Below are 19223 nucleotides of genomic sequence, written 5' to 3' on the forward strand. Positions count from 1 at the left end.
CTATCAAACAAGGCTTAGGTTGTGGGAATGTGAACCGCCTCAGAACGCGCTAGTTTTAGCCAGCGTCCTTCATTGGTGACATAGCCTATCTCAATTAAATAGTCGCGATCGCCCGCTGGAATTGATAAATGGCGATCGCAGTCAGCTTCACTGCATTCATACTCATAAACGCCGTAAGGCGGTTGGTAATCCAAGTTGATATTCGTCACATCATAGAGACGCAGCGCCATTTTTTGCCCCCCTTGACTTAGAGCAGATTGTCTTTGCAGATCTGTTAAAGTCCATGAAACATAGGCGTTGGAGCCTCCATGGGGTGCCAAGATAATTTGGCTGAAATCTTGAGGGAGTTGGATGGGCGCACGATTCTGCAAAGCGGCTTCCTCAAAAAAATCGCTGCCTGTCAGTTGAGTCTTGGCAGTGGGGCTACATTGGGGCACACGCACGGGTTCAGAACGCCCTAGCTTAACCCAGCGGTTGCCAGCGATAGGATAGCCCAATTCCACTAGGTAGTCTCGATTGTCTACTGCGATCGGCAAGTGAACATCTTGGGCACGAGCATCAAATTCAAATTGCCGAATACTATGGGGCGGTTGGCGATCGGGGTCGATATTCGTCACATCACACAGGCGAATGGCTAATTTCTCATGCCCCCCTCGCCGTAGATTCATTTGTGTGGTTTGAGCCAGTTCCCAATACGCATAAACATCGCGACAATTGCGGGGAGCTAGGATAATTCGGCAGTCGGCACTGCTATAAACCGGCTGCCGAACAGCAGGATCTTCCCTGTCTCGTCCTTGGGCGATCGCGGCTGTAGCTCCTGCTAACGGTATGCCTGCGGTTGCGATCGCGCCCATTCCTAAGCCTTGTCCTCCAGGACTGCATGGCGGCACTCGCACGGGGGCAGAATGGGCTAAAGACAGCCAGCGATCATCATCGGTGACATAGCCCAGTTCCACCAAATAATCGCGATCATCTAAGGCGATCGGTAGGTGAGTATCTTGCATTCCTTCACGGCACTCAAACTGACGCATACTGTGGGGTGGCTGATGTTTGATATCAATGCCAGTCACATCATAAAGCCGCAACAGAAGTTGGTTTCCTCCCTGTTTTTGGAGCGCTTTTTTGGCAGCTTCAGGCACTTCCCAATAAACATAAGCATCCTGACAGTTTCGGGGAGTCAATATAATGCGGCTGTTTTGGGGCGGTTCACCTGCTGTGGTAATCGGCGCTACTGCCGCTGCGCCCATCCGATCTTTGAGCCACCATGCCAGGATTGGTATGCCTAAAAGGGGTAGCAATAGCCACCATAGCCACCCAAAATCATTGCCATCGCGCCCATTCTGTTGATTAGCGGAATCGGACGGGGTGGTCTGGGAATTATCAGGAACAGCAACACCTGTGCCTGTTTCCGGCAGCGTAGCGGCTTGAACTCTTGCCTTCTCAATTTGAGCCGCCGTTTCTGGAGTTGCTGCATAGCCTAAAAAGGCTTGCACTGCTGGATTCGGCGGTTCTTTATAGACATATGACAGCGGTTGAGAAAAGGGGTATTTGGGATTATCGGGGAATGTGTCATACAGCGAAACAATCCGAATGCCCGGTCGATCCAAGACTTGTTCGGCGATCGCATAGCCCACCCCATCATTTCCCAATTCTGCAATTACGGCGGCGGTTTGATCTTTTGTAACCGTGATTGCGGATTCCCCTGCCTTAAACGGTGCCGATTGAAATACGTCATAGTTCAAGAATGCCTGTCGAGTATCGCTCGTTGCAGGGCGATCCACCAGCCGCACAGGGGCATCAGTGCCATCCACATCTGCCCAATTAGTGATCTCGCCTCGAAAAATCTGGGCAAACTGCTCAATCGTCAGAGTTCCTCTAAACGGATTCTCTTCTTTCACAAACAGCGCAATCTTATGTCGAGCCACTGGCACCGCTACCAATCCCGCTGCTTTTTCTTCCTTGGTTAGTGGACGACCGCTAGCCGCAACATCAATTTTGCCATCCTTCAATGCTTGCAAAGCATCATTTGTTGGCGCGATCGCCCCGTTCACTTTGGCTCCTGGATATTGCTGCTCAAACCCTTGCTTTAACGTTTGGGTGATCGCCGCCATGCTGGTTGAGCCTGCCACCCGAACGATGGTGTCTGCTGGCACGGAGCCTGGCGGCAAAGGGGCTGAAGGAGCAGATTGGGCAAATACAGGTCGCAACAAAACACTGCCCTGAAGTCTGGGAAATGCTGCGAGGGCAAGCAAAATCGCTAGGGGAAGGATTGAAATGTACTTATGCTGAGAGGTTTTCATATCAGTCTCCCTGACGAGGTAAAAGCTTTTAAATTTTCTGATCGATTTTACGGTGAAATTCTGCGTATGGTGAATTTAGTTCAGTTTATTTAAATCGGCAGATTGATTATGCTTCAGTTTCATCCGCCCGGCATGGGGCAGCAGAGTCTTGAAACATCCTTGGGCAGAATGGTGTATTACGCTCCAGTAGGCGATCCCTGGTTGCCACCATCGTCCAAGGTGCAACCGTTAATCTTTTTACATAATTTTGGCGGCGGTGCTTCTGCCTATGAATGGTCAAAGGTATATCCAGCATTTTTGGATACTTATCGGGTGATGGTTCCGGATCTGATTGGCTGGGGCGAGTCTGCCCATCCGGTGCGAGATTATCGGGTAGAAGATTACCTGATCACGCTCACAGAGTTTTTGGAGAAGACTTGTAGCCGCGATCGCGCCCTGAACGTCGATCGCCCTGCCATTGTAGTCGCATCCTCTTTAACGGGAGCGATCGCGGTGCGTCTTGCGGTACAACGCCCTGATTTGGTTAAGGCGCTGTTTTTAGTATGTCCGTCGGGGTTTGCCGATTTAGGGCAAGATGCGGGACGACGATTGCCTTTACAGGCGATCGGGATGCCCCTGTTGGATCAACTAATTTATAGCCTAGGGGCAATGAATGAATTGGCAGTGCGTAGCTTTTTAGAACGGTTTTTGTTTGCCGATCCCAGCCGAGTTTCTCAGGAAATGGTGGCTGCCTATCTAGCATCCGCTCAGCAACCTAACGCTCAATCGGCTGCTCTTGCCTTTCTCCGGGGCGATCTATATTTTGATCTAGCCACGTATGTTCCTCAACTGACAACGCCGACGATGATTTTGTGGGGCGAATCTGCTCAATTTATCAACGCCGATTTGGGTCAACGGATTTCGAGTCTCAATTCGACCTATATTAAAGCTTTTGTGAAGGTGCCCAATGCGGGCGTATTGCTGTCTTTAGAACAACCTGCGATCGCGATCGCCCTCCTACACCAGTTTTTGCAGCAGTTGTTGTCGTAATACTAATCGCCAATGAACCCTGTTAGAGAAATTGCAACGTTAAAGAAACGATGAACTCAAGCTGACGAACCTCGGCAGTGAATATACTGTTGGTAAATTCAGCAGTTTGAACTTTTTAGTCGATGCATATGTCCGACGCTTAGAGATGCTTTCTGGGAAGAGTTCTGACGGCAGCGACATCCACAGCGTCTTGTATCCGGTTTTCACAGGTGTTTAAAATGCGGTTTGCCATAGAAACGGTTGGACAGGTAACTTCTATCGCTGCGCTTGTATTGAGTGTGACAGCCCCCGTTCAGGCGTTTAGCTTTAATACTTCTGGTGCGTGGGACGCGATCGCGAATCCTGAAATTGCCTATCAGACAGTAGGGGCAGAAAACCAAATTCGTTGGGGCAGAGGTGCGTTTGCCAGCGGCATTGGGAACCAAAGCGGGTTAGGTTTTGCTGGAAAAACTGGAACCGCATCGTTTGGCACGGTTTTCAATCTAGGTACATTACGCCACTTTAACAATCCCATCTATGGATTTGTACCGACCTCGATTGGATTAACGCTTAATTTAGATTTTGGTGGAACTCTGCCGGTTCCTGCACAAACATTTTTATTCAATCTAGCAATTGATGAAACGAATAACGCCCTAAATCCTTGCCCCTACTCACCCAATAATGCAGATGGATGTTCAGACAGAATCTCCTTTGCTGCCACAACTTCCAGCAACTCTTTCACTGTAAGTCAGAAAGTTTATACGTTAGAGCTTTTAGGATTTAGCCCAACGCCCACTGGAACGGCGGTGAATGAGTTTATTTCTGAAGAAGGCGGGACTAATCAAGCATTTCTGTTTGGCAGAGTGGTTGAAACAGAAGCGAGTGCTGCTGTACCAGAACCTACGGCGATCGCGGGTGTGATGATAGCCGGAGCAGGGTTCCGTTATCTGCGCCGTCGTCAACGTCGTGCCTAACCTATTTTCAACTAATAGCTTCACCGTTTAATTCTTGACCACTTTGCCGGAGAAAAGTGAGCAACTCCCGGTTTACCGTTTGCGGCGCTTCCTGTTGAATCCAGTGTCCGCAGTGGGGAATCAAGGTGAGCCTAAAAGGGGCGCTAATCAGCCGATCTAATCCTTTGGTCAAACTGGGGCTAAACAACGAATCTTCTTCCCCCCACAAAACCAATGTTGGCACAGTGACCGGTTTGGGAGTCCAGTCGCGCAGCCAATTCCAAGGGAGCAGCAGTTGTCGATAGTAGTTAATTGCCGCAGAAAGCGCACCTGGTTTAGCCAGAGCCGATTGATAAATTTGAGCGTCTTCTTTAGAGAAAGCTCCTTTGCGAACCGCTTGCTCTCGCAAAATATTTTTAACAAATTCTGATAGGTTTTGCTGAATCAGCCACTCTGGAATGCCGGGAATTTGAAAGGCAAACACATACCAACTGCGGCGAACTTGATCCACATTGCTAATCAGTTCTTGGACTAATTTTGGAGCGGGGGCAGCGCTCAAAATAGCGAGTCGGTTTAAGTATTGCGGAAACTTTTGAGCAAGGTTCCAAGCGATCGCGCCACCCCAATCATGCCCCACGACATGAGCACGAGTATAGCCAAGACTTTCAATTAAACCGCGAATATCTGCCGTCAGGGTTTCAAGATCATAGCCAGTGGCAGGCTTATCAGATTCGTTATAGCCGCGCAGATCAGGCACGACGACTTTAAAGTGGCGTGCTAAGGCAGGAATTTGATGCCGCCAAGAATACCAAAATTCTGGGAACCCATGCAGCAGAACAACCAGTTCCCCTTCTCCTTGAGTAACGCAATGTAAACGAATGCGATTGGTTTCAACGAAATGATGATGCCACTCAGCAAGAACATTCATAGGAATTTTGTCAGAGAAAGTACCCCATTTAGGCATTCATTGGAAATGAAGCGCCTCTAATATTGTATTCCTTACTACCATTAAAAATGTATATTACGGGTGCATGGCTATCCGTGAGTCGTGCCGATTGTCAACCGCTTCATACTCAGCACTTAAGATTTTGCACCCTGCATTCTACAGGCGTGGTTTGAGATAAACGATCGCTTGCCGCCAGACAATAGTGGGCTGGTCATACTGATCCGTTAGCGAGATACAATGATTGTCTTGCCAGCTAATTTTTCCGGCTAATAAGTCGCCTGTAACCAGCTTTAGCTCGACTTCGTTGCCCTCTCGAATCATGTTTTGAATTTGGCGAATACTGGGAAGCCCTGTCTCAAGTTCTGTAGTCATTTCTGGTGCCCTATGAAGGAAAGGTGAATTTTTAAGTCATCAGCCTGATCTAGAGTCACAGCATCATGCTGGATTTTCAACCCTAACAGCTTTTCTATCCTCACGACTTATAGCTTATTTTTCTTCGACTACTGCACTCTCTTTAGACATCTATAAAATCATTATGCAAATTGAGTTCACTAAATACCACGGATTAGGCAACGATTTTATTCTGATTGATAATCGCCTATCCAATGAACCATGCCTTACGCCAACCCAAGCCGCGACGTGGTGCGATCGCCATTTTGGCATTGGTGCAGATGGCGTGATCTTTGCGTTGCCGGGTCAAAATGGCACCGATTACACCATGCGGATTTTCAACTCCGATGGCTCAGAGCCGGAAATGTGCGGAAATGGCATTCGCTGCCTTGCCCGTTTCATTGCAGATTTGGAAGGAGTTACCGAACCAAGGTCTTATACCATTCATACGTTGGGCGGTCTAATTACGCCAAAATTGACTGACGATGGTTTGGTCACCGTAGACATGGGCGAACCGATCTTACAGGCAGCAAAAATTCCAACGACATTAGGACAGCCTGATCAACCCGTCGTTAATCAGTCCTTAGAAGCAGCCGGGAAAACCTGGGAGGTGACCTGCGTTAATATGGGCAATCCTCACTGTGTCACCTTTGTTCCAGATGTCGCCGCTATTGAGTTAGAAACAGTGGGTCCACATATCGAATGTCATCCTGTCTTCCCCAAAAAAATTAATGCTGAATTTATTCAGGTAGTGCGATCGGATTATTTGAAAATGCGGGTCTGGGAACGGGGTGCAGGAATCACCTTAGCCTGTGGAACGGGTGCGTGTGCAGCATTGGTGGCAGCCGTGCTAACCGATCGCTGCGATCGCCGTGCCACCGTTGAGCTTCCCGGTGGCTGCCTCGTGATTGAATGGTCAGCAACGGACAACCACCTGTATATGACCGGACCTGCCGAACGAGTATTTGCTGGAAAGATATAGCGTATCCCAGGGTTGGCTCAAGCGACGAAACTGCCGCAATCGCACTACAACGTTTCAATCACCTCAGATTTCTCAAATCTTACCTTTGCTAAAGTCGCATATTTATCGTCTTCGGCTCGATAGCCTGCTGCACACGCAACAACCGTCGCATACCCTTTTTCAGGCAGTCCTAATACCTTGTCATAATTGGCAGGTTCAATTCCTTCCATTGGGCAAGTATCCACGCCTAGCAACGCTGCACAGGTCATAAAATTGCCTAACGCAATGTAGGCTTGTCGGGTTGCCCATTCATTGACGCTAAGGCTGCGGGCACCATACACCACATCACTGACCATCACTTTTCGATAGCCTGCTAATGACTCTGGCTCAGCCTGTCGCACTTCCGCCGTGCGTGCTACAAAGTGATCGACATGCTCAGCCGTGAGATTCTTTTTAATCGTGAACACTACATAATGAGAGCATTCGCTCACCTGTGCCTGATTCCAAGACAAGGGCTGGAGTTGGGCTTTCAGATCTGGATTCGTGATAATCAAAAACTTCCAGGGTTGCAGCCCATAGGAAGATGGAGTCAGGACTAGGGATTCTTCTAAAGCCGCCCAAATATCTGCGGGAATTGTTTTAGTGGGATCAAACTTTTTGGTGGCATATCGCCAGTTCAGGCGATCGAGTAAATCGGTAGGTGTGGTTAGGCTCATAGATTAAAACCATTGCGCTGATTACTCGATGAGTATACTCCACACCCTTTATCTACGGCGGTGTAGGAGAGAACGGAGTTCAGAGTTTTTGTTTCCATCGCGTACTCATCGCCCGAAATAGCTCCGCCAGCACCTTAATGCATATGCTAGGAATTGCCGATCGCTCATCCGCGCCACGAGAGCCGTGAACATTCCCTAAAACCTTACCCAGATTTTCGGTGTCGAACTCCTGAAAAAGCATTTTATAGATAGCGCGATCGCCCGCCAAATCGGTCTACAGGGTGCCAAAGCCTTTCTTCTTTTTCTCCTTCTTTTTCTTCGCTGGAGCGCCACCGCCGCCACCTCTCCAACCGGGCTGAGGACGACCGCCGCCCATCCCTGGCATTCCGCCCATTCCCGGCAAGCCACCCATACCGCCCGGGAAATTGCCCTGTCCTAGCTGCTGCATCATGGTTCGCATTTGCTGGAATTTGCTGACCAGTTCCCCCACATCTTTTTCTGTATGCCCAGAACCACGAGCAATGCGGCGGCGACGACTAGGAGAACTGGAGAGTAGATCGGGATCTTTGCGTTCCATCACGGTCATGGAGCCAATCATGGCTTCGGCGCGCTTGAGTTCAGTTTCACCTTTCTCAAGCTGGTCACTGCTGAGCTTGTTCATCCCTGGAATCATTTTCATGATGCCGCCCAGAGAACCCATATTTTTCAGCAAGCGGGTTTGTTTAAGAAAATCGGTAAAGTCGAATTTTGCAGTGAGGATTTTCTCCTGCATTTTTTCCGCTTCAACCAGATCGACTTCTTCCCGTGCTTTCTCCACTAAGGTCAGCACGTCGCCCATGCCCAAAATGCGAGATGCCATGCGATCGGGATAGAAAGGCTGCAACGCCTCAACCTTCTCGCCCGTACCAATAAACTTAATCGGCTGTCCAGAAATTTGTCGGACTGAGAGCGCTGCTCCACCCCGCGTATCGCCATCCATCTTGGTGAGAATGGCTCCGGTGATGCCAATTTGGTCATGAAAGGTGCGAGTCAGGTTAGCGGCTTCTTGCCCGGTCATGGCATCCACTACCAGCAAAACTTCGTGGGGCTGCACGAGGTTTTTGATTTGAACAAGCTCTGCCATCATGGCGGCATCGATTTGCAGCCGACCTGCCGTATCAATAATTACGGTGTTGATGCCGTCGGCTTTTGCCTTCTCAACCCCTTGTCGGGCAATTTCAACCGGATTTGCATCTTTGCCCAGGTCAAACACAGGTACATCGATCTGCTTACCCAGGGTGATCAACTGATCGATCGCAGCGGGACGATAAACATCCGTCGCCACGAGCAGAGTACTCCGGTTCACTTTGCGGAGATGCAAGGCTAACTTAGCCGCCGCCGTGGTTTTTCCAGTTCCCTGCAAACCCGCCATCAGAATGATTGTGGGGGCAGTGTCGGCTTCAGCCAAAGGAGCATTCGTTTCTCCCATGGTTTGCAGCAGTTCGTTGTAAACAATTTCAATAAATTGCTGATCAGGGCGAACGCCTGAAATCACCTCTGCACCTTGGGCTTTGGTTTCCACCTCTGCCACAAAGTCTTTGACAACTTGGAGGTTAACATCGGCTTCCAACAAGGCACGGCGAACTTCCCGCACCGCTTCTTGAATATTCGATTCAGAAATTTTGTCTTGACCGCGAAGCTTTTTCCAGGCTCCTTCTAAACGTTCAGAGAGTGCTTCAAACATAACGGTGACAGAGGGGGAGGTAGCTAAAGGGAACTGAAGAGGAAGCTAGAACCAAAAATGACGCTAGCAGAGTTGGTGGAATTGATTGTCAGACGTTGATTTTATCGTGTTGACTCATACATCCGCCTATTATTTTAGATTAATGCCTTGACCGAATCGACAGGGAGGGCGAATTGGCGGTTAGTCATAGGTGCTTGAACAACTGCCGCACTTGATTCCAGGAGTCTGCGGCAGCTTGGGGATTGTAGTCTGAGCGGCGATCGCAGAAAAAACCATGTCCTGCTGGATAGCGAAACACCTGATGGGAAGTATTGTGTACTTGCAGTGCGGTTTCTATTTGCTCCGTTTGTTCATTGGGAATCAGGGGATCGCGATCGCCAAAGAAGGCATAGAGGGTGCCTTTAATGTCAGCAGTACGGGCGATCGTAGGATCTCCGCCACCGGGAGTCATCGTGGCAATGCCTGCGCCATAAAAGGATGCGGTCGCTTGAATATCGGGCAGGGTCGCAGCGAGATAGGCAACATGCCCCCCAAAGCAAAACCCGATCGCGCCAAAACCTGTTTGTTTGACGGTGGGCATGGCTTTTAAGTAGTTGATCGCTGCCTGGATGTCGCTTAATAGCTGATCAGCAGTCGTCAGATCTTTGTGCTGTCGTCCCAAAATGGTTTCATTCATGCTGTAGCCCACTTCAAAACCGGGGGCAGTGCGCTGAAAAATGGCGGGTGCGATCGCCCGATAGCCCTGTCGTGCAAGCCGTTCAGTCACATCTCGAATGTGAGCATTTACCCCAAAGATTTCTTGAATGACAATCACTCCGGGAACAATTTCCTCGGTAATGGGTTCAGCAAGATAGGTATCAATCTGTAACGCTCCATTGGGCACGTGCACCCAAGCCGATTTAATGTCTGCCATCTAGTTCCCTTGAGATCGCTCACTCGCTATCGCTAGCGTCTGAAATTTATCGCAGGCTGTCAATCAGAAAAGCAGTTTATCGTCACTATTCCGGATAAGCAAAACTTTTTCAGTAATAAGGCTAAGGCTAAGGCTAAACCATCGGCTAGAACCTATTGGCTAGAACCTGATGCAACAAATCAGACGCGGCATAAATTGTAAAGTAAGCTTAAGATGTGTGTGCCAGTTTCCTGAATACAAACGCACAATTATGGATACAAGCCAAGATCTGTAAGCCTCTTCAAGCATTGAGGTGACCTGGAGACTCAATAATGGTACAGTTTCAAATCCAGCAGGATAGTGATATTTCTGCATCGAATCAGCTTTACAACCAAATTTTGTTTGCGATCGCTTCCCGCCAGTTTCCACCGGGGCATCGCCTGCCTAGCACGCGCCAATTGGCAATGCAAACCGGCTTACATCGCAACACAATCAGCAAAGTCTATCGCCAGTTAGAAGAAGCCGGAGTCGTCGATGCTCAAGCTGGCTCTGGAATCTACGTGCGCGATCCTGCTCAAGATGGTGGGGCAAAAGTTAAATCCCCCTTGCTGGATCAAAATCCTGAAGCTTACAAAGTCGTGCAGAGCAGCCTGGATGATTTACTGAAATTGGGCTGTTCTCTCAACCAAGCGAGGGAACTATTGTTGGGCGAAATTGATTGGCGGCTTCGCTGTAGTGCCCAAGTATTAGTCACTGCCCCTGCTCATGATATCGAAGCAGGCGAAGTGATTGTACGGGATTTGGAACGGGCGCTAAACATTCCGATTCAGCTAGTGCCGCTAGAGGAATTAGAGCAAACGTTAGATCAAACTCGCTCTGGTACAGTGGTCACCAGTCGCTACTTCATTTCTCAAGCCGAAGAAATCGCGGCTCCTAAATCGGTGCGTGTCATCCCTGTGGATATTTATGACTTTGAATCTGAAATTAAGGTAATCCGAAGTTTACCCAAAGGGAGTTGTCTGGGCGTTGTTAGCCTGAGTGCGGAAACGGTCAGCGTTGCCAATGTAATTATTCACAGCCTGCGCGGCGATGATTTGCTGGTAATGACGGGGCAAGTCAGTGATGCTTATAAGTTAGCCGCGATCGCCCGCAGTGCCCAAACGATTATCAGCGATCAGGCAAGTTGCGCCATGGTGAAGGATGCGATCGCCTCCGTGCGCGAGGAACTGATTCGTCGTCCTCAACTGATCTGCTGTGAAAACTTTATCGTCTCCAAATCCATCAGCTTACTTAAACGCGAACTAGGGCTAGATTGATATAGACCCACAACTAACAAAGCTAAAGCCAAACTGATAGACGCACAAACAAAGGGCTTAAGCCCCTTGCTTCATAGAGCTTCTTGAACTTTTCAAAACTGCAACTCAAATGACGACCATATTTAGTGGGGTTTGCTTCCCTTCTTTGGGTCTTCCCACTGCGGTAAAAATTAAAAGGTGGTGTGGATTCGCTACACCACCCTTGGATAGTTGCAAGGAAAACACAAGTTAATCGTTCACTCCTCCAATGATGTAGAACCCTATCAGCGATGCTCTACAAAACCAGATATTAAAGAGCAAGCTGTCTAGATTCAGCCTCTAGTTGACTGACCAGATTTTGGTTTCCTTGTTCGTTGGCAATCTCAAGCCGGCGCTGCATATTACGGCGAAGATTTTCGTGATGTACTGCGCTTGCTTCTACAAAGGCAGGAGTAATGGATTTAGGAGCCAACGATGCTTTTGCAGGTCTGGCAAATTCTACTATTCCATTAGCATTCCTGATATACTGCACACCTCGATAAGTCAAGAGTTGAGGAGTCCCAGAGACTATTACAGAAGCTAACGACTGAGCCACTTGAGCGGTTGTGTAGGTAGCCCCACGGTAGATTAGAGAATAGTTCGACTCCGCCAAAGTTTGGCAGCGTTGGTGAGCGTTTTGATGGTGTCTCAAGATATCAGTTTCCCTCACTTCTAAGGAAGCAGGGTTGTATTCGTAACTGGCACCGCGATAAGTAAGTTTCATGGTTCGCCTCGCAAGGAATGATTCTGTAGGGTGAGTGAGGCGCGTTCCTTCGGGAAAAGTCCCTACTTCCGTCTCGTCTGAACCGAATTCATGTGATCTGTATCACCAGAAGAGATGAACGTTTTTCTTTCTTTCTGTATCATAGCTAACTGTTTTAGGGAAGATACTGTTCTTAAGGAAGATTTATCAAATATTCATGACATTTTTGCAACTTGATTGAACAATTCATTTTTTTTACTGTGAAAGTAATCATTTTTGACTTTGATGGAACGATCGCAGACTCTTTTGAAGCAGTTTGGAGCATTAGCAACAAGCTTGCTGCTGAATTTGGCTACCCTGTGACTCAGGCAGGGGATGTTACCCAACTCAAAAACCTTAGTTCTAAGGAGATCATTAAGCAATCTAAGCTGCCTCCCTTCAAGATTCCCTTTTTGGTGCGCCGTTTACGAAAAGAGTTACACCGTGAAATCCCTCATTTGCAAATCTTTCCGGGAATGGAGGTAGTTCTGCGATCGCTGCACCAGCAGGGCAATCGCTTAGGAATTGTCACGTCTAACTCCCGTGAAAATGTAGTAGCATTTCTGACCGCCCAAAACTTATTAGATATCTTTGACTTTGTGGAATGTGGCTTAACACTTTTTGGTAAAGACAAGGTAATCCAGCGGGTGGTCAAGCGGCAGCAGTTAAATCTAGCTGATCTTGTTTATGTGGGTGATGAAACCCGCGACATTGAAGCCGCTCGAAAACTAGGCATCCCAATCATCTCCGTCACTTGGGGCTTTAATTCTAGTCAAGCATTGGCGGCAGAAAATCCTGATTTTTTGATTTGCCAGCCAGAAGAATTGCTCCGAATAGCTACAGGAAATGACGATTGATGTTTTTAGTCACTTTACCCAATCAGTAGGCTGCTGCAATTAAAACTAACAGGACTTACGCAAGAGTCATTTGAACAGATAGATGCTTGAATTGGACAATCATGTAATCCGACTCATCACCTACATTTTTCCGTTCACTTTTATAGGTCATATTGAACTTGACCGATGGTTATAAAGACGGTGCATTTGAGTCGATGGTGGTTTGGAAGCCGCGATCGCGGGTCCATTGAACGCCGCCATCTTGATCGGTTTGATAGAGGGGAATATTTTGCTGTTTAAGGTAGGCAATGGTTTCTGGGTAGACGCTTTTACCGAAAGCGATCGCGGCTTTGGGGCGCACCTTTTCGATCAGTGCCGGACTGAGAGACGCGCCTGACCAAAGAATCACTTGGGCAGCGGGGACATTGGTTTTAAGCAGGGCTTCCTGTTCATTGATATTCAAACTCCCCAGCCAAAGCCAGATTTGATCGCCAAGGGTAAGTTGAGCGACTAGATTAGGTTCTGCTTGAAGGACTTTTACCTGGATCGCGCCCAACTGCACCCCTTGATTGAACGGCAATAGCTTGGAGGGTGCGTTGCGACCGGGCGGCAGGGTTGAGGATGCCACCAAGGTTTTGATCGGGATTTTTTCGACTAGCGTTTGCCAGCCACTCATGGGAGCGGCGGCACGGAGCGCGATCGCCAGGTTAATTTGGTTCACGCCTGCTTTTTGCAGAAATGGCAGCACTGTAAATTGCACCGTTTTTTCATCATTGCTGTTGACAATTGCAATTCGACCGCGATCGCGAATCACCATCACCGGATCGCGATCGGTTGCCAGCACCGTCACCTGCATCAGATTGGCTCCCATCCCTAGGGGAATTAGCGTCACAAATACACCCAGCGCCAGTGCCATTCTCCAGCGTCGCTGCCAAAAAGGATGCACGGTCGCCAATCCCAGCAGCGCATACAGCCCAATCACCGTCAGCGTCGAAATTGTGCCTACCGCGAACCCGTTGCCGGGAAGTTGAGCAAACCCATTGACGATCGCGATTAACCATTGAGTGGGATATTTCAGCAGCCACGCCAGCGCACTTCCGGCGGGTGACCAAACCAGTGATGCCAGCGCACTGACCATGCCTCCTAAGCTAATCAGCGAAATAAACGGGGATGTGAGAATGTTAACCGGAATGCTGTAAGGCGAGAGTACACCAAACGCCCCAAGCTGGAGCGGCAGCGTCCACAAATAGGCAGCAATGGGAACGGCGATCAGAGGGGCGATCGCGCTAGGCAACCAGTCCAATTTTTTCGTCAAGGGCGGCACGGTCACCAACAATCCCAGCGTGGCGAGAAAACTCAGTTGAAAGCCCAAATTCCAAATCCATTGGGGATTGATCACCAGCAAAAGCGTTGCCGTCAGCAGCATAGAACCCACTGGCTTCACTTTCCGACCCATCACCAGCGCAATTAAACTGCCGAACCCCATGATCGCCGCCCGTAACACCGCAGGCTGCAATCCTGCCAGCCCGACAAAACTGGCAAGGGAAACCGTTCCTGCCACAAACTGTACCCGTTCAGAATATCGGTGAGTCAACGCTAGCACCACACCCAAAATCAGCGAGGTTTGAAACCCAGATGCCGCTAACGCATGAGCAAGACCGACGCGCACAAAGGCATCCTTCACGTCGTAGGGCAGATCCACCGCTTTACTGCCCAACACCATTGAGCTAATCAACGCGCCTTCAGGATTGCCAGCCCCTGAAAGTTGCGATCGCGCAATTCGCTGCTGCACTTGCCACAAGCCCCAGCCTGTCGCAGGTTTTAACACACTCACCTGTTTGCCGCGCAATCCCGCAAAGCTGCCCTCTTGCTGCAAATAATCCTTAAAGTCAAAACCGCCAGGATTTGCAGCAGGTTTAGGCAAGTAGAGCGCCCCATCTACGCCAACGATTTGCCCCGGATGCAGGTCTAGTGCCTGGTCAGGCGGCACGGTGACATAGAGCCTACCGCTGACGGGTTTGCCGTCGCCAATCGGGACGATGCGTTTTACCTCTAACCAAAACTGCGATTTTTGGCTGCGGGTGAGGCGCGGTAGACTGGTGACTCGTCCTTCCACCAGCACATTGAGCGACGAGTCGGGTGTGGCAAGTCGGCTGATGTCATTGGCTGCCGGATAAGGAATCCGGGCTTGAAAATAGAACGTCGCCGCGAGGGCGATCGCCCCTGCCATCAGCCACACTTGAAATTTGGGTGCCCCTCGCCAAACTCGGCGAATCATCCAACCTGCGCCAATGAACCCGATCAACAGCACCCATCCGCCCCAAGGATGCGCCGTCGCGAGTAATCCTAAAATGTATGCCAAACACCCCGCAATCGCCTGAACAGAACCCATAAACGCACCTTAAGCGCAACAAAAAACCTCAAGCCAATCCCTGAGGTTCTCGTTAGAGTGCCCATCGACACAATTAAATTGAGAAAATCAAATTGAGAGTCCGAGCTTCAAGCCAAAGGCAGCATGAACAACCAGCAGCACCATAATCAAGGTGCCAATATAAGCATGGGTCATTCGCAGCGCTGGTTTATCGCCGCCAAAACCAGAGAGGGAAATTAGCCCGTTGCTCCAGAGTAGTAACACGGCTGCGGAGCCTGTCCAAAAATGAGGGCTTTCCATAATCGGTTCTCCCTGCATCACAAGAGACAAAATACCGCCCGTGTAGCCCAACGTAATAAACAAGGTCATTAGCGGCGCTAGTTTGCGATGATCCGCGCGATTTTTTAGGGCAATGTCTTTGTCGTCAGTCAGTCGCCCTTGCCAACCCGCATAGGCAACATAGCTACCCAAAACCACCACTACAATGCCCATCATGGCAGGATGCCCCCAATGCACAATCGGCTCAGGCACGCCCAAACTGCCAAACCAATCGGCGATCGGCTGTAGTAGATTACTTAAACTGGTTCCCAGAGTCATAGTTTTACAGAGTCTAATTTGCAGAAGGATCGGAATTTGAAAATATTACGCTTAAACACGCTAACGATCTCTAGTGTGAGGGATAGTTGAATACCAATTGTTACCATCACAACAATTAATTGCGCCCAGACAATGAATTGAGTATTCTCGCTTCATGTGCCTACAGAGATTATCATGCGATTTTTGCAACGATTTACGAAACGCTTAAAAGATGGATTTCAAAACGAAGCATTTGTAGAAACCATTGAGGAATTTGAAGGAGTCGTCGCTAAAATTTTGTCGGTTGCGATGGTTTTGGTTGTGATTGCAGCAATTCTCGACCTAATGGTTTTTCTTGCCACTGATTTATTCGCAACGACACCCTTTGGACGTTTTAGCACCACCCTAACCAAGGTTTTTGGCTTGTTTTTAAACGTCTTAATTGCTTTAGAAATTCTTGAAAATATCACGGCTTATTTAAAAAGCCATACCATTCAATCAGAATTAGTGATCGTAACTTCCTTGATTGCGGTATCTCGTAAAATCATCATTTTGGATTTAGAGAAAACAGCAGGTATTGATCTGATTGCTTTGGCATCTGCAATTTTGGCTTTAGCAATCAGCTATTGGATTCTTCGCAATGCCAACCGCAATTAGAGGCACTTCGCAAAGCACCCAACAGCTTGCTGTTCCAACACTTGCAAGATTTTGTCGAAGACAGCAAACACCTGCTCTGGTTTTACAGCGTTGAGCACATCCCGAATCTGGTTGTCGCTGGGGATCTTGTGAACCCTAAACAGGCTTTGGGCATTGCTGTACCCTTTGTTGGCTTCCATCATGCACTGGTACGCCAGAAATGACGGGGTCTGGGTGAAGAACACGCTAAACGCGCTCAAGGCTGCATCTTCCATCCCGTAGCGGGTATTTTTGCCAGTGGACTTGTCCGGTAGCGCTGACAGCACTTGGCGAAAAGAACTCACAATTGTGTCAAACAGTCCCCGCGCACTCAATGAGGCTGAACTTCTCAAATGTCCTTACAGTGCCGATATTCAAGGTGCTTGAACAGTTTTTTCCTATTGTGAAAATTCCACTTGACTTGCGTAATTTCTTACTGACTTATTGCAGAGAAAGAGATAGCGAGCGCTCACATCTACTCACATCATTCCCCCTAGGGTTCCGCAATGCCAGACAGTGGGTACAATGCATCTTAGGTTGATCTGCTCCTTTGAGATGTAGTCAAGCTCTATTCGTTATGCTCCAGTCGTCCCAATCTTCATTATCTCCAAACGATGAAACTAAAAGCCTCTGTGGTTATCTCTGGTTCTGCTAGCGCGATCGCTGCTGGACTCTGCTGTCTGTCTAGTGTGGGCGCGATCGCTCAGCCGATTTCCGTCCCCACTCCTGAAGCGAGCAAATCCTCTGAAATGAGTGATCTGGGAAACACTATTCGGTTGAACACTCAGCAGCAAAAAGCCCTCTCAACCATTAGTGACTTTGCCTTTGACCAACTAGAATCCATCATTTCAAGTGGGCTTGATCCAACCAAGCTGAAACGCCCTGATGCCGCCCGTGCTGAAACCTTACGCCAGCAATTTTCTACCTTTCTGCGGCTCGATAATCAACAGAAAGCAGAACTCCTCACTATTTTGCAGACCGCCCGCGACCAAATGAAACGCCAAATGGAACAGAAATAACTCCTAAAACCTGAAACCCGAAACCTGTCTTTAAACCCAGACACGCTCTCAGCTACACTCAAGGGAAAGATTGAGTGGGAGTTTTGAGCATGACACGTCTAGCGCTGCTGAGCGTATCAGATAAAACGGGGTTGGTAGAGTTTGCCCGTTCTCTGGTGGAAGAATTTAGGTTTGATCTGATCAGCAGTGGCGGCACGGCAAAAACTTTGCAAGCAGCAGGGTTACCCGTGACGAAAGTGTCGGATTACACGGGTTCCCCTGAAATTTTGGGCGGACGGGTCAAAACCTTGCATCCTCGCATTCATGGCGGCATTCTAGCGCGGCGGGATGTGCCAGCCGATCTATCAGACCTGGAAGCCCAAGGGATTCGACCGATTGATCTGGTGGTGGTGAATTTATATCCGTTTGCCGCGACGATCGCCCGTCCTGATGTGTCATTGGCAGAGGCGATCGAGCAAATTGATATTGGCGGTCCAGCAATGCTCAGAGCTTCGGCAAAAAACTACGCCCATCTGACCGTTCTTTGTAACCCCAGCCAATATGATCTCTATTTACAAGAAATTCGCCAAAATAAGGGTGAAGTGTCATTAGAGTTTCGTCAAAAGGCTGCGCTACAGGCATTTCAGCATACAGGCGACTATGACCAGGCAATTTCCACTTACCTTGCAGCCCAGACCCCCGTCGATCTTGGTGAGCAACTGCCAGCACCCGATCTTTCCTCCAATTTCACCCTTACTGGACAGGCGCTTCAGTCCCTCCGCTACGGTGAAAATCCTCATCAATCGGCTGCCTGGTATCAAACTGGGGCGATCGCCAGCGGTTGGGCAGCGGCGACCAAACTACAAGGCAAAGAACTGAGCTATAACAACCTAGTTGATTTGGAAGCGGCACGGCGATTGATTGCTGAGTTTATAGAGTCGCAAAGTCTTCCTGCTGCCGCTATTTTGAAACATACAAATCCCTGTGGGGCGGCTTTGGGGCATACGATCGCGGAAGCTTACGAAAAGGCATTTAATGCGGATTCGGTTTCCGCGTTTGGCGGTATTGTTGCATTGAACCGTCCGATTGATGGCGCGACGGCGCTGTTGTTGACCAAAACCTTTTTGGAATGTGTAGTGGCTCCTGGCTGTGAACCGGAGGCACAGGAGATTTTGGCGGCGAAGTCTAAGGTGCGGGTGTTGGTGTTGCCCGATTTGGCGCAGGGTGCAGACTATGTAGTGAAAGCGATCGCAGGTGGTTTTTTGGCTCAATCCAGTGACAACCAGACAGTTGATCCTGAAACCTGGACGGTTGCAACGGAAAAACAGCCCACTGCTGCCCAGTTAGAAGAACTGCTGTTTGCCTGGAAGATTTGCAAACATGTAAAATCAAACGCGATCGTGGTCACGCGCGATCGCGCCACAGTGGGAGTCGGCGCGGGACAAATGAACCGGGTCGGCTCGGTTAAAATTGCCTTAGAGCAAGCAGGCGAAAAGACGCAAGCCGCCATACTTGCCAGCGATGGGTTTTTCCCATTTGATGATTCCGTCCGCACGGCGGCGGCGGCAGGGATTCAGGCGATCGTCCAACCGGGCGGCAGCCTGCGCGATCAAGATTCGATCGCCGCTGCCAATGAACTGGGCATCGTCATGATGCTCACCGGAACTCGCCACTTTTTGCACTGATTGAACGGGTTTCAGGTTTTATGGCCTTTTTTGCTTACGGCTCTGCCTGCTGAAGTTCCAAAGTGGGTAAAGCCTATGCTCTTCTAAGAGCTTGAACTACAAGGGCGATCGCGGATT

The 19223-nt window shown here is 49.2% G+C and carries 18 protein-coding genes, 1 pseudogene and 1 riboswitch; of the genes and pseudogenes, 8 read left to right on the forward strand and 11 right to left on the reverse strand.

Annotated elements, in window-relative coordinates; translation table 11 throughout:
* Positions 1-14: 14 nt before the first annotated feature.
* Positions 15-2300, reverse strand: a complete 2286-nt coding sequence (locus AC1S5B_RS24440; protein ID WP_482038265.1) for a DUF4912 domain-containing protein — start codon at positions 2298-2300, stop codon at positions 15-17.
* A 108-nt stretch (positions 2301-2408) separates the two neighbouring features.
* On the opposite strand from AC1S5B_RS24440, the gene AC1S5B_RS24445 reads away from it, so the two are divergent.
* Positions 2409-3329: an alpha/beta fold hydrolase gene (locus AC1S5B_RS24445; protein WP_482038266.1), complete on the forward strand. Its 921-nt coding sequence runs from the start codon at positions 2409-2411 to the stop codon at positions 3327-3329.
* Between the two features lie 218 nt (positions 3330-3547).
* The gene (locus tag AC1S5B_RS24450) at positions 3548-4282 is read left to right on the forward strand and encodes a THxN family PEP-CTERM protein (RefSeq protein ID WP_482038267.1); all 735 of its coding nucleotides are present in this window, start codon (positions 3548-3550) and stop codon (positions 4280-4282) included.
* Between the two features lie 7 nt (positions 4283-4289).
* Here the strand turns inward: AC1S5B_RS24450 and AC1S5B_RS24455 are convergent, their stop codons facing one another.
* Both AC1S5B_RS24455 and AC1S5B_RS24460 read right to left on the reverse strand, forming a co-directional pair.
* A complete protein-coding gene (locus AC1S5B_RS24455; protein ID WP_482038268.1) occupies positions 4290-5189 on the reverse strand; it encodes an alpha/beta fold hydrolase in 900 nt (299 codons plus the stop codon).
* Positions 5190-5363: 174 nt separating this feature from the next.
* Positions 5364-5579, reverse strand: a complete 216-nt coding sequence (locus AC1S5B_RS24460; RefSeq protein WP_482038269.1) for an Hfq-related RNA-binding protein — start codon at positions 5577-5579, stop codon at positions 5364-5366.
* A 163-nt stretch (positions 5580-5742) separates the two neighbouring features.
* On the opposite strand from AC1S5B_RS24460, the gene dapF reads away from it, so the two are divergent.
* Entirely contained in the window at positions 5743-6579 is an 837-nt protein-coding gene (dapF, locus tag AC1S5B_RS24465; protein WP_482038270.1) for a diaminopimelate epimerase, read from the forward strand.
* A gap of 44 nt (positions 6580-6623) precedes the next feature.
* On the opposite strand, the gene AC1S5B_RS24470 is transcribed toward dapF, so the two are convergent.
* The 4 genes from AC1S5B_RS24470 to AC1S5B_RS24485 all read right to left on the reverse strand — a co-directional run bounded on the left by AC1S5B_RS24470 (position 6624) and on the right by AC1S5B_RS24485 (position 9910).
* Positions 6624-7274, reverse strand: coding sequence for an NAD(P)H-dependent oxidoreductase (locus AC1S5B_RS24470; protein WP_482038271.1), 651 nt, complete (start codon positions 7272-7274; stop codon positions 6624-6626).
* Positions 7275-7353: 79 nt separating this feature from the next.
* The gene (locus AC1S5B_RS24475; protein WP_482038272.1) at positions 7354-7515 is read right to left on the reverse strand and encodes a hypothetical protein; all 162 of its coding nucleotides are present in this window, start codon (positions 7513-7515) and stop codon (positions 7354-7356) included.
* Positions 7516-7548: 33 nt separating this feature from the next.
* Positions 7549-8997 (reverse strand): signal recognition particle protein, encoded by a 1449-nt coding sequence (gene ffh, locus AC1S5B_RS24480; RefSeq protein ID WP_482038273.1) that lies wholly within the window; start codon positions 8995-8997, stop codon positions 7549-7551.
* Between the two features lie 184 nt (positions 8998-9181).
* Positions 9182-9910 (reverse strand): dienelactone hydrolase family protein, encoded by a 729-nt coding sequence (locus AC1S5B_RS24485; protein WP_482038274.1) that lies wholly within the window; start codon positions 9908-9910, stop codon positions 9182-9184.
* A 311-nt stretch (positions 9911-10221) separates the two neighbouring features.
* Here AC1S5B_RS24485 and AC1S5B_RS24490 point away from each other — a divergent pair, with 311 nt between their 5' ends.
* A complete protein-coding gene (locus AC1S5B_RS24490) occupies positions 10222-11205 on the forward strand; it encodes a GntR family transcriptional regulator (protein WP_482038275.1) in 984 nt (327 codons plus the stop codon).
* A gap of 289 nt (positions 11206-11494) precedes the next feature.
* On the opposite strand, the gene pirA is transcribed toward AC1S5B_RS24490, so the two are convergent.
* On the reverse strand, positions 11495-11947 hold the full coding sequence (gene pirA / locus AC1S5B_RS24495) for an arginine synthesis PII-interacting regulator PirA (protein WP_482038276.1): 453 nt from the start codon (positions 11945-11947) through the stop codon (positions 11495-11497).
* Positions 11948-11985: 38 nt separating this feature from the next.
* Positions 11986-12070: riboswitch (Glutamine riboswitch) on the reverse strand.
* A gap of 116 nt (positions 12071-12186) precedes the next feature.
* Here pirA and AC1S5B_RS24500 point away from each other — a divergent pair.
* Complete coding sequence (locus AC1S5B_RS24500) at positions 12187-12822, forward strand: HAD-IA family hydrolase (RefSeq protein ID WP_482038277.1); 636 nt, start codon at positions 12187-12189, stop codon at positions 12820-12822.
* A gap of 169 nt (positions 12823-12991) precedes the next feature.
* Here AC1S5B_RS24500 and AC1S5B_RS24505 read toward each other — a convergent pair whose 3' ends face one another.
* The gene (locus tag AC1S5B_RS24505) at positions 12992-15193 is read right to left on the reverse strand and encodes a ComEC/Rec2 family competence protein (RefSeq protein WP_482038278.1); all 2202 of its coding nucleotides are present in this window, start codon (positions 15191-15193) and stop codon (positions 12992-12994) included.
* 87 nt (positions 15194-15280) lie between these two features.
* Positions 15281-15769, reverse strand: a complete 489-nt coding sequence (locus AC1S5B_RS24510) for a DUF4079 domain-containing protein (protein ID WP_482038279.1) — start codon at positions 15767-15769, stop codon at positions 15281-15283.
* Between the two features lie 174 nt (positions 15770-15943).
* Here AC1S5B_RS24510 and AC1S5B_RS24515 point away from each other — a divergent pair, with 174 nt between their 5' ends.
* Entirely contained in the window at positions 15944-16405 is a 462-nt protein-coding gene (locus AC1S5B_RS24515; protein WP_482038280.1) for a phosphate-starvation-inducible PsiE family protein, read from the forward strand.
* 26 nt (positions 16406-16431) lie between these two features.
* Here the strand turns inward: AC1S5B_RS24515 and AC1S5B_RS24520 are convergent.
* A pseudogene (locus tag AC1S5B_RS24520) lies at positions 16432-16731 on the reverse strand (ISNCY-like element ISAtsp9 family transposase); the annotation flags it as partial.
* Positions 16732-17037: 306 nt separating this feature from the next.
* On the opposite strand from AC1S5B_RS24520, the gene AC1S5B_RS24525 reads away from it, so the two are divergent.
* Together AC1S5B_RS24525 and purH are read left to right on the forward strand one after the other, a co-directional pair.
* The gene (locus AC1S5B_RS24525; protein ID WP_482038281.1) at positions 17038-17442 is read left to right on the forward strand and encodes a hypothetical protein; all 405 of its coding nucleotides are present in this window, start codon (positions 17038-17040) and stop codon (positions 17440-17442) included.
* Between the two features lie 89 nt (positions 17443-17531).
* Positions 17532-19106 (forward strand): bifunctional phosphoribosylaminoimidazolecarboxamide formyltransferase/IMP cyclohydrolase, encoded by a 1575-nt coding sequence (gene purH / locus AC1S5B_RS24530; RefSeq protein WP_482038282.1) that lies wholly within the window; start codon positions 17532-17534, stop codon positions 19104-19106.
* Positions 19107-19223 lie beyond the last annotated feature (117 nt).

Source organism: Leptolyngbya sp. CALU 1928, assembly GCF_056784215.1.

Excerpts from the sequence above, each read along its gene's own strand:
- AC1S5B_RS24440 (WP_482038265.1), bottom strand. The coding sequence starts at position 2,300 with ATGAAAACCTCTCAGCATAAGTACATTTCAATCCTTCCCCTAGCGATT.
- AC1S5B_RS24445 (WP_482038266.1), top strand. The coding sequence starts at position 2,409 with ATGCTTCAGTTTCATCCGCCCGGCATGGGGCAGCAGAGTCTTGAAACA.
- AC1S5B_RS24450 (WP_482038267.1), top strand. The coding sequence starts at position 3,548 with ATGCGGTTTGCCATAGAAACGGTTGGACAGGTAACTTCTATCGCTGCG.
- AC1S5B_RS24455 (WP_482038268.1), bottom strand. The coding sequence starts at position 5,189 with ATGAATGTTCTTGCTGAGTGGCATCATCATTTCGTTGAAACCAATCGC.
- AC1S5B_RS24460 (WP_482038269.1), bottom strand. The coding sequence starts at position 5,579 with ATGACTACAGAACTTGAGACAGGGCTTCCCAGTATTCGCCAAATTCAA.
- dapF (WP_482038270.1), top strand. The coding sequence starts at position 5,743 with ATGCAAATTGAGTTCACTAAATACCACGGATTAGGCAACGATTTTATT.
- AC1S5B_RS24470 (WP_482038271.1), bottom strand. The coding sequence starts at position 7,274 with ATGAGCCTAACCACACCTACCGATTTACTCGATCGCCTGAACTGGCGA.
- AC1S5B_RS24475 (WP_482038272.1), bottom strand. The coding sequence starts at position 7,515 with ATGCTTTTTCAGGAGTTCGACACCGAAAATCTGGGTAAGGTTTTAGGG.
- ffh (WP_482038273.1), bottom strand. The coding sequence starts at position 8,997 with ATGTTTGAAGCACTCTCTGAACGTTTAGAAGGAGCCTGGAAAAAGCTT.
- AC1S5B_RS24485 (WP_482038274.1), bottom strand. The coding sequence starts at position 9,910 with ATGGCAGACATTAAATCGGCTTGGGTGCACGTGCCCAATGGAGCGTTA.
- AC1S5B_RS24490 (WP_482038275.1), top strand. The coding sequence starts at position 10,222 with ATGGTACAGTTTCAAATCCAGCAGGATAGTGATATTTCTGCATCGAAT.
- pirA (WP_482038276.1), bottom strand. The coding sequence starts at position 11,947 with ATGAAACTTACTTATCGCGGTGCCAGTTACGAATACAACCCTGCTTCC.
- AC1S5B_RS24505 (WP_482038278.1), bottom strand. The coding sequence starts at position 15,193 with ATGGGTTCTGTTCAGGCGATTGCGGGGTGTTTGGCATACATTTTAGGA.
- AC1S5B_RS24510 (WP_482038279.1), bottom strand. The coding sequence starts at position 15,769 with ATGACTCTGGGAACCAGTTTAAGTAATCTACTACAGCCGATCGCCGAT.
- AC1S5B_RS24515 (WP_482038280.1), top strand. The coding sequence starts at position 15,944 with ATGCGATTTTTGCAACGATTTACGAAACGCTTAAAAGATGGATTTCAA.
- AC1S5B_RS24525 (WP_482038281.1), top strand. The coding sequence starts at position 17,038 with ATGAAACTAAAAGCCTCTGTGGTTATCTCTGGTTCTGCTAGCGCGATC.
- purH (WP_482038282.1), top strand. The coding sequence starts at position 17,532 with ATGACACGTCTAGCGCTGCTGAGCGTATCAGATAAAACGGGGTTGGTA.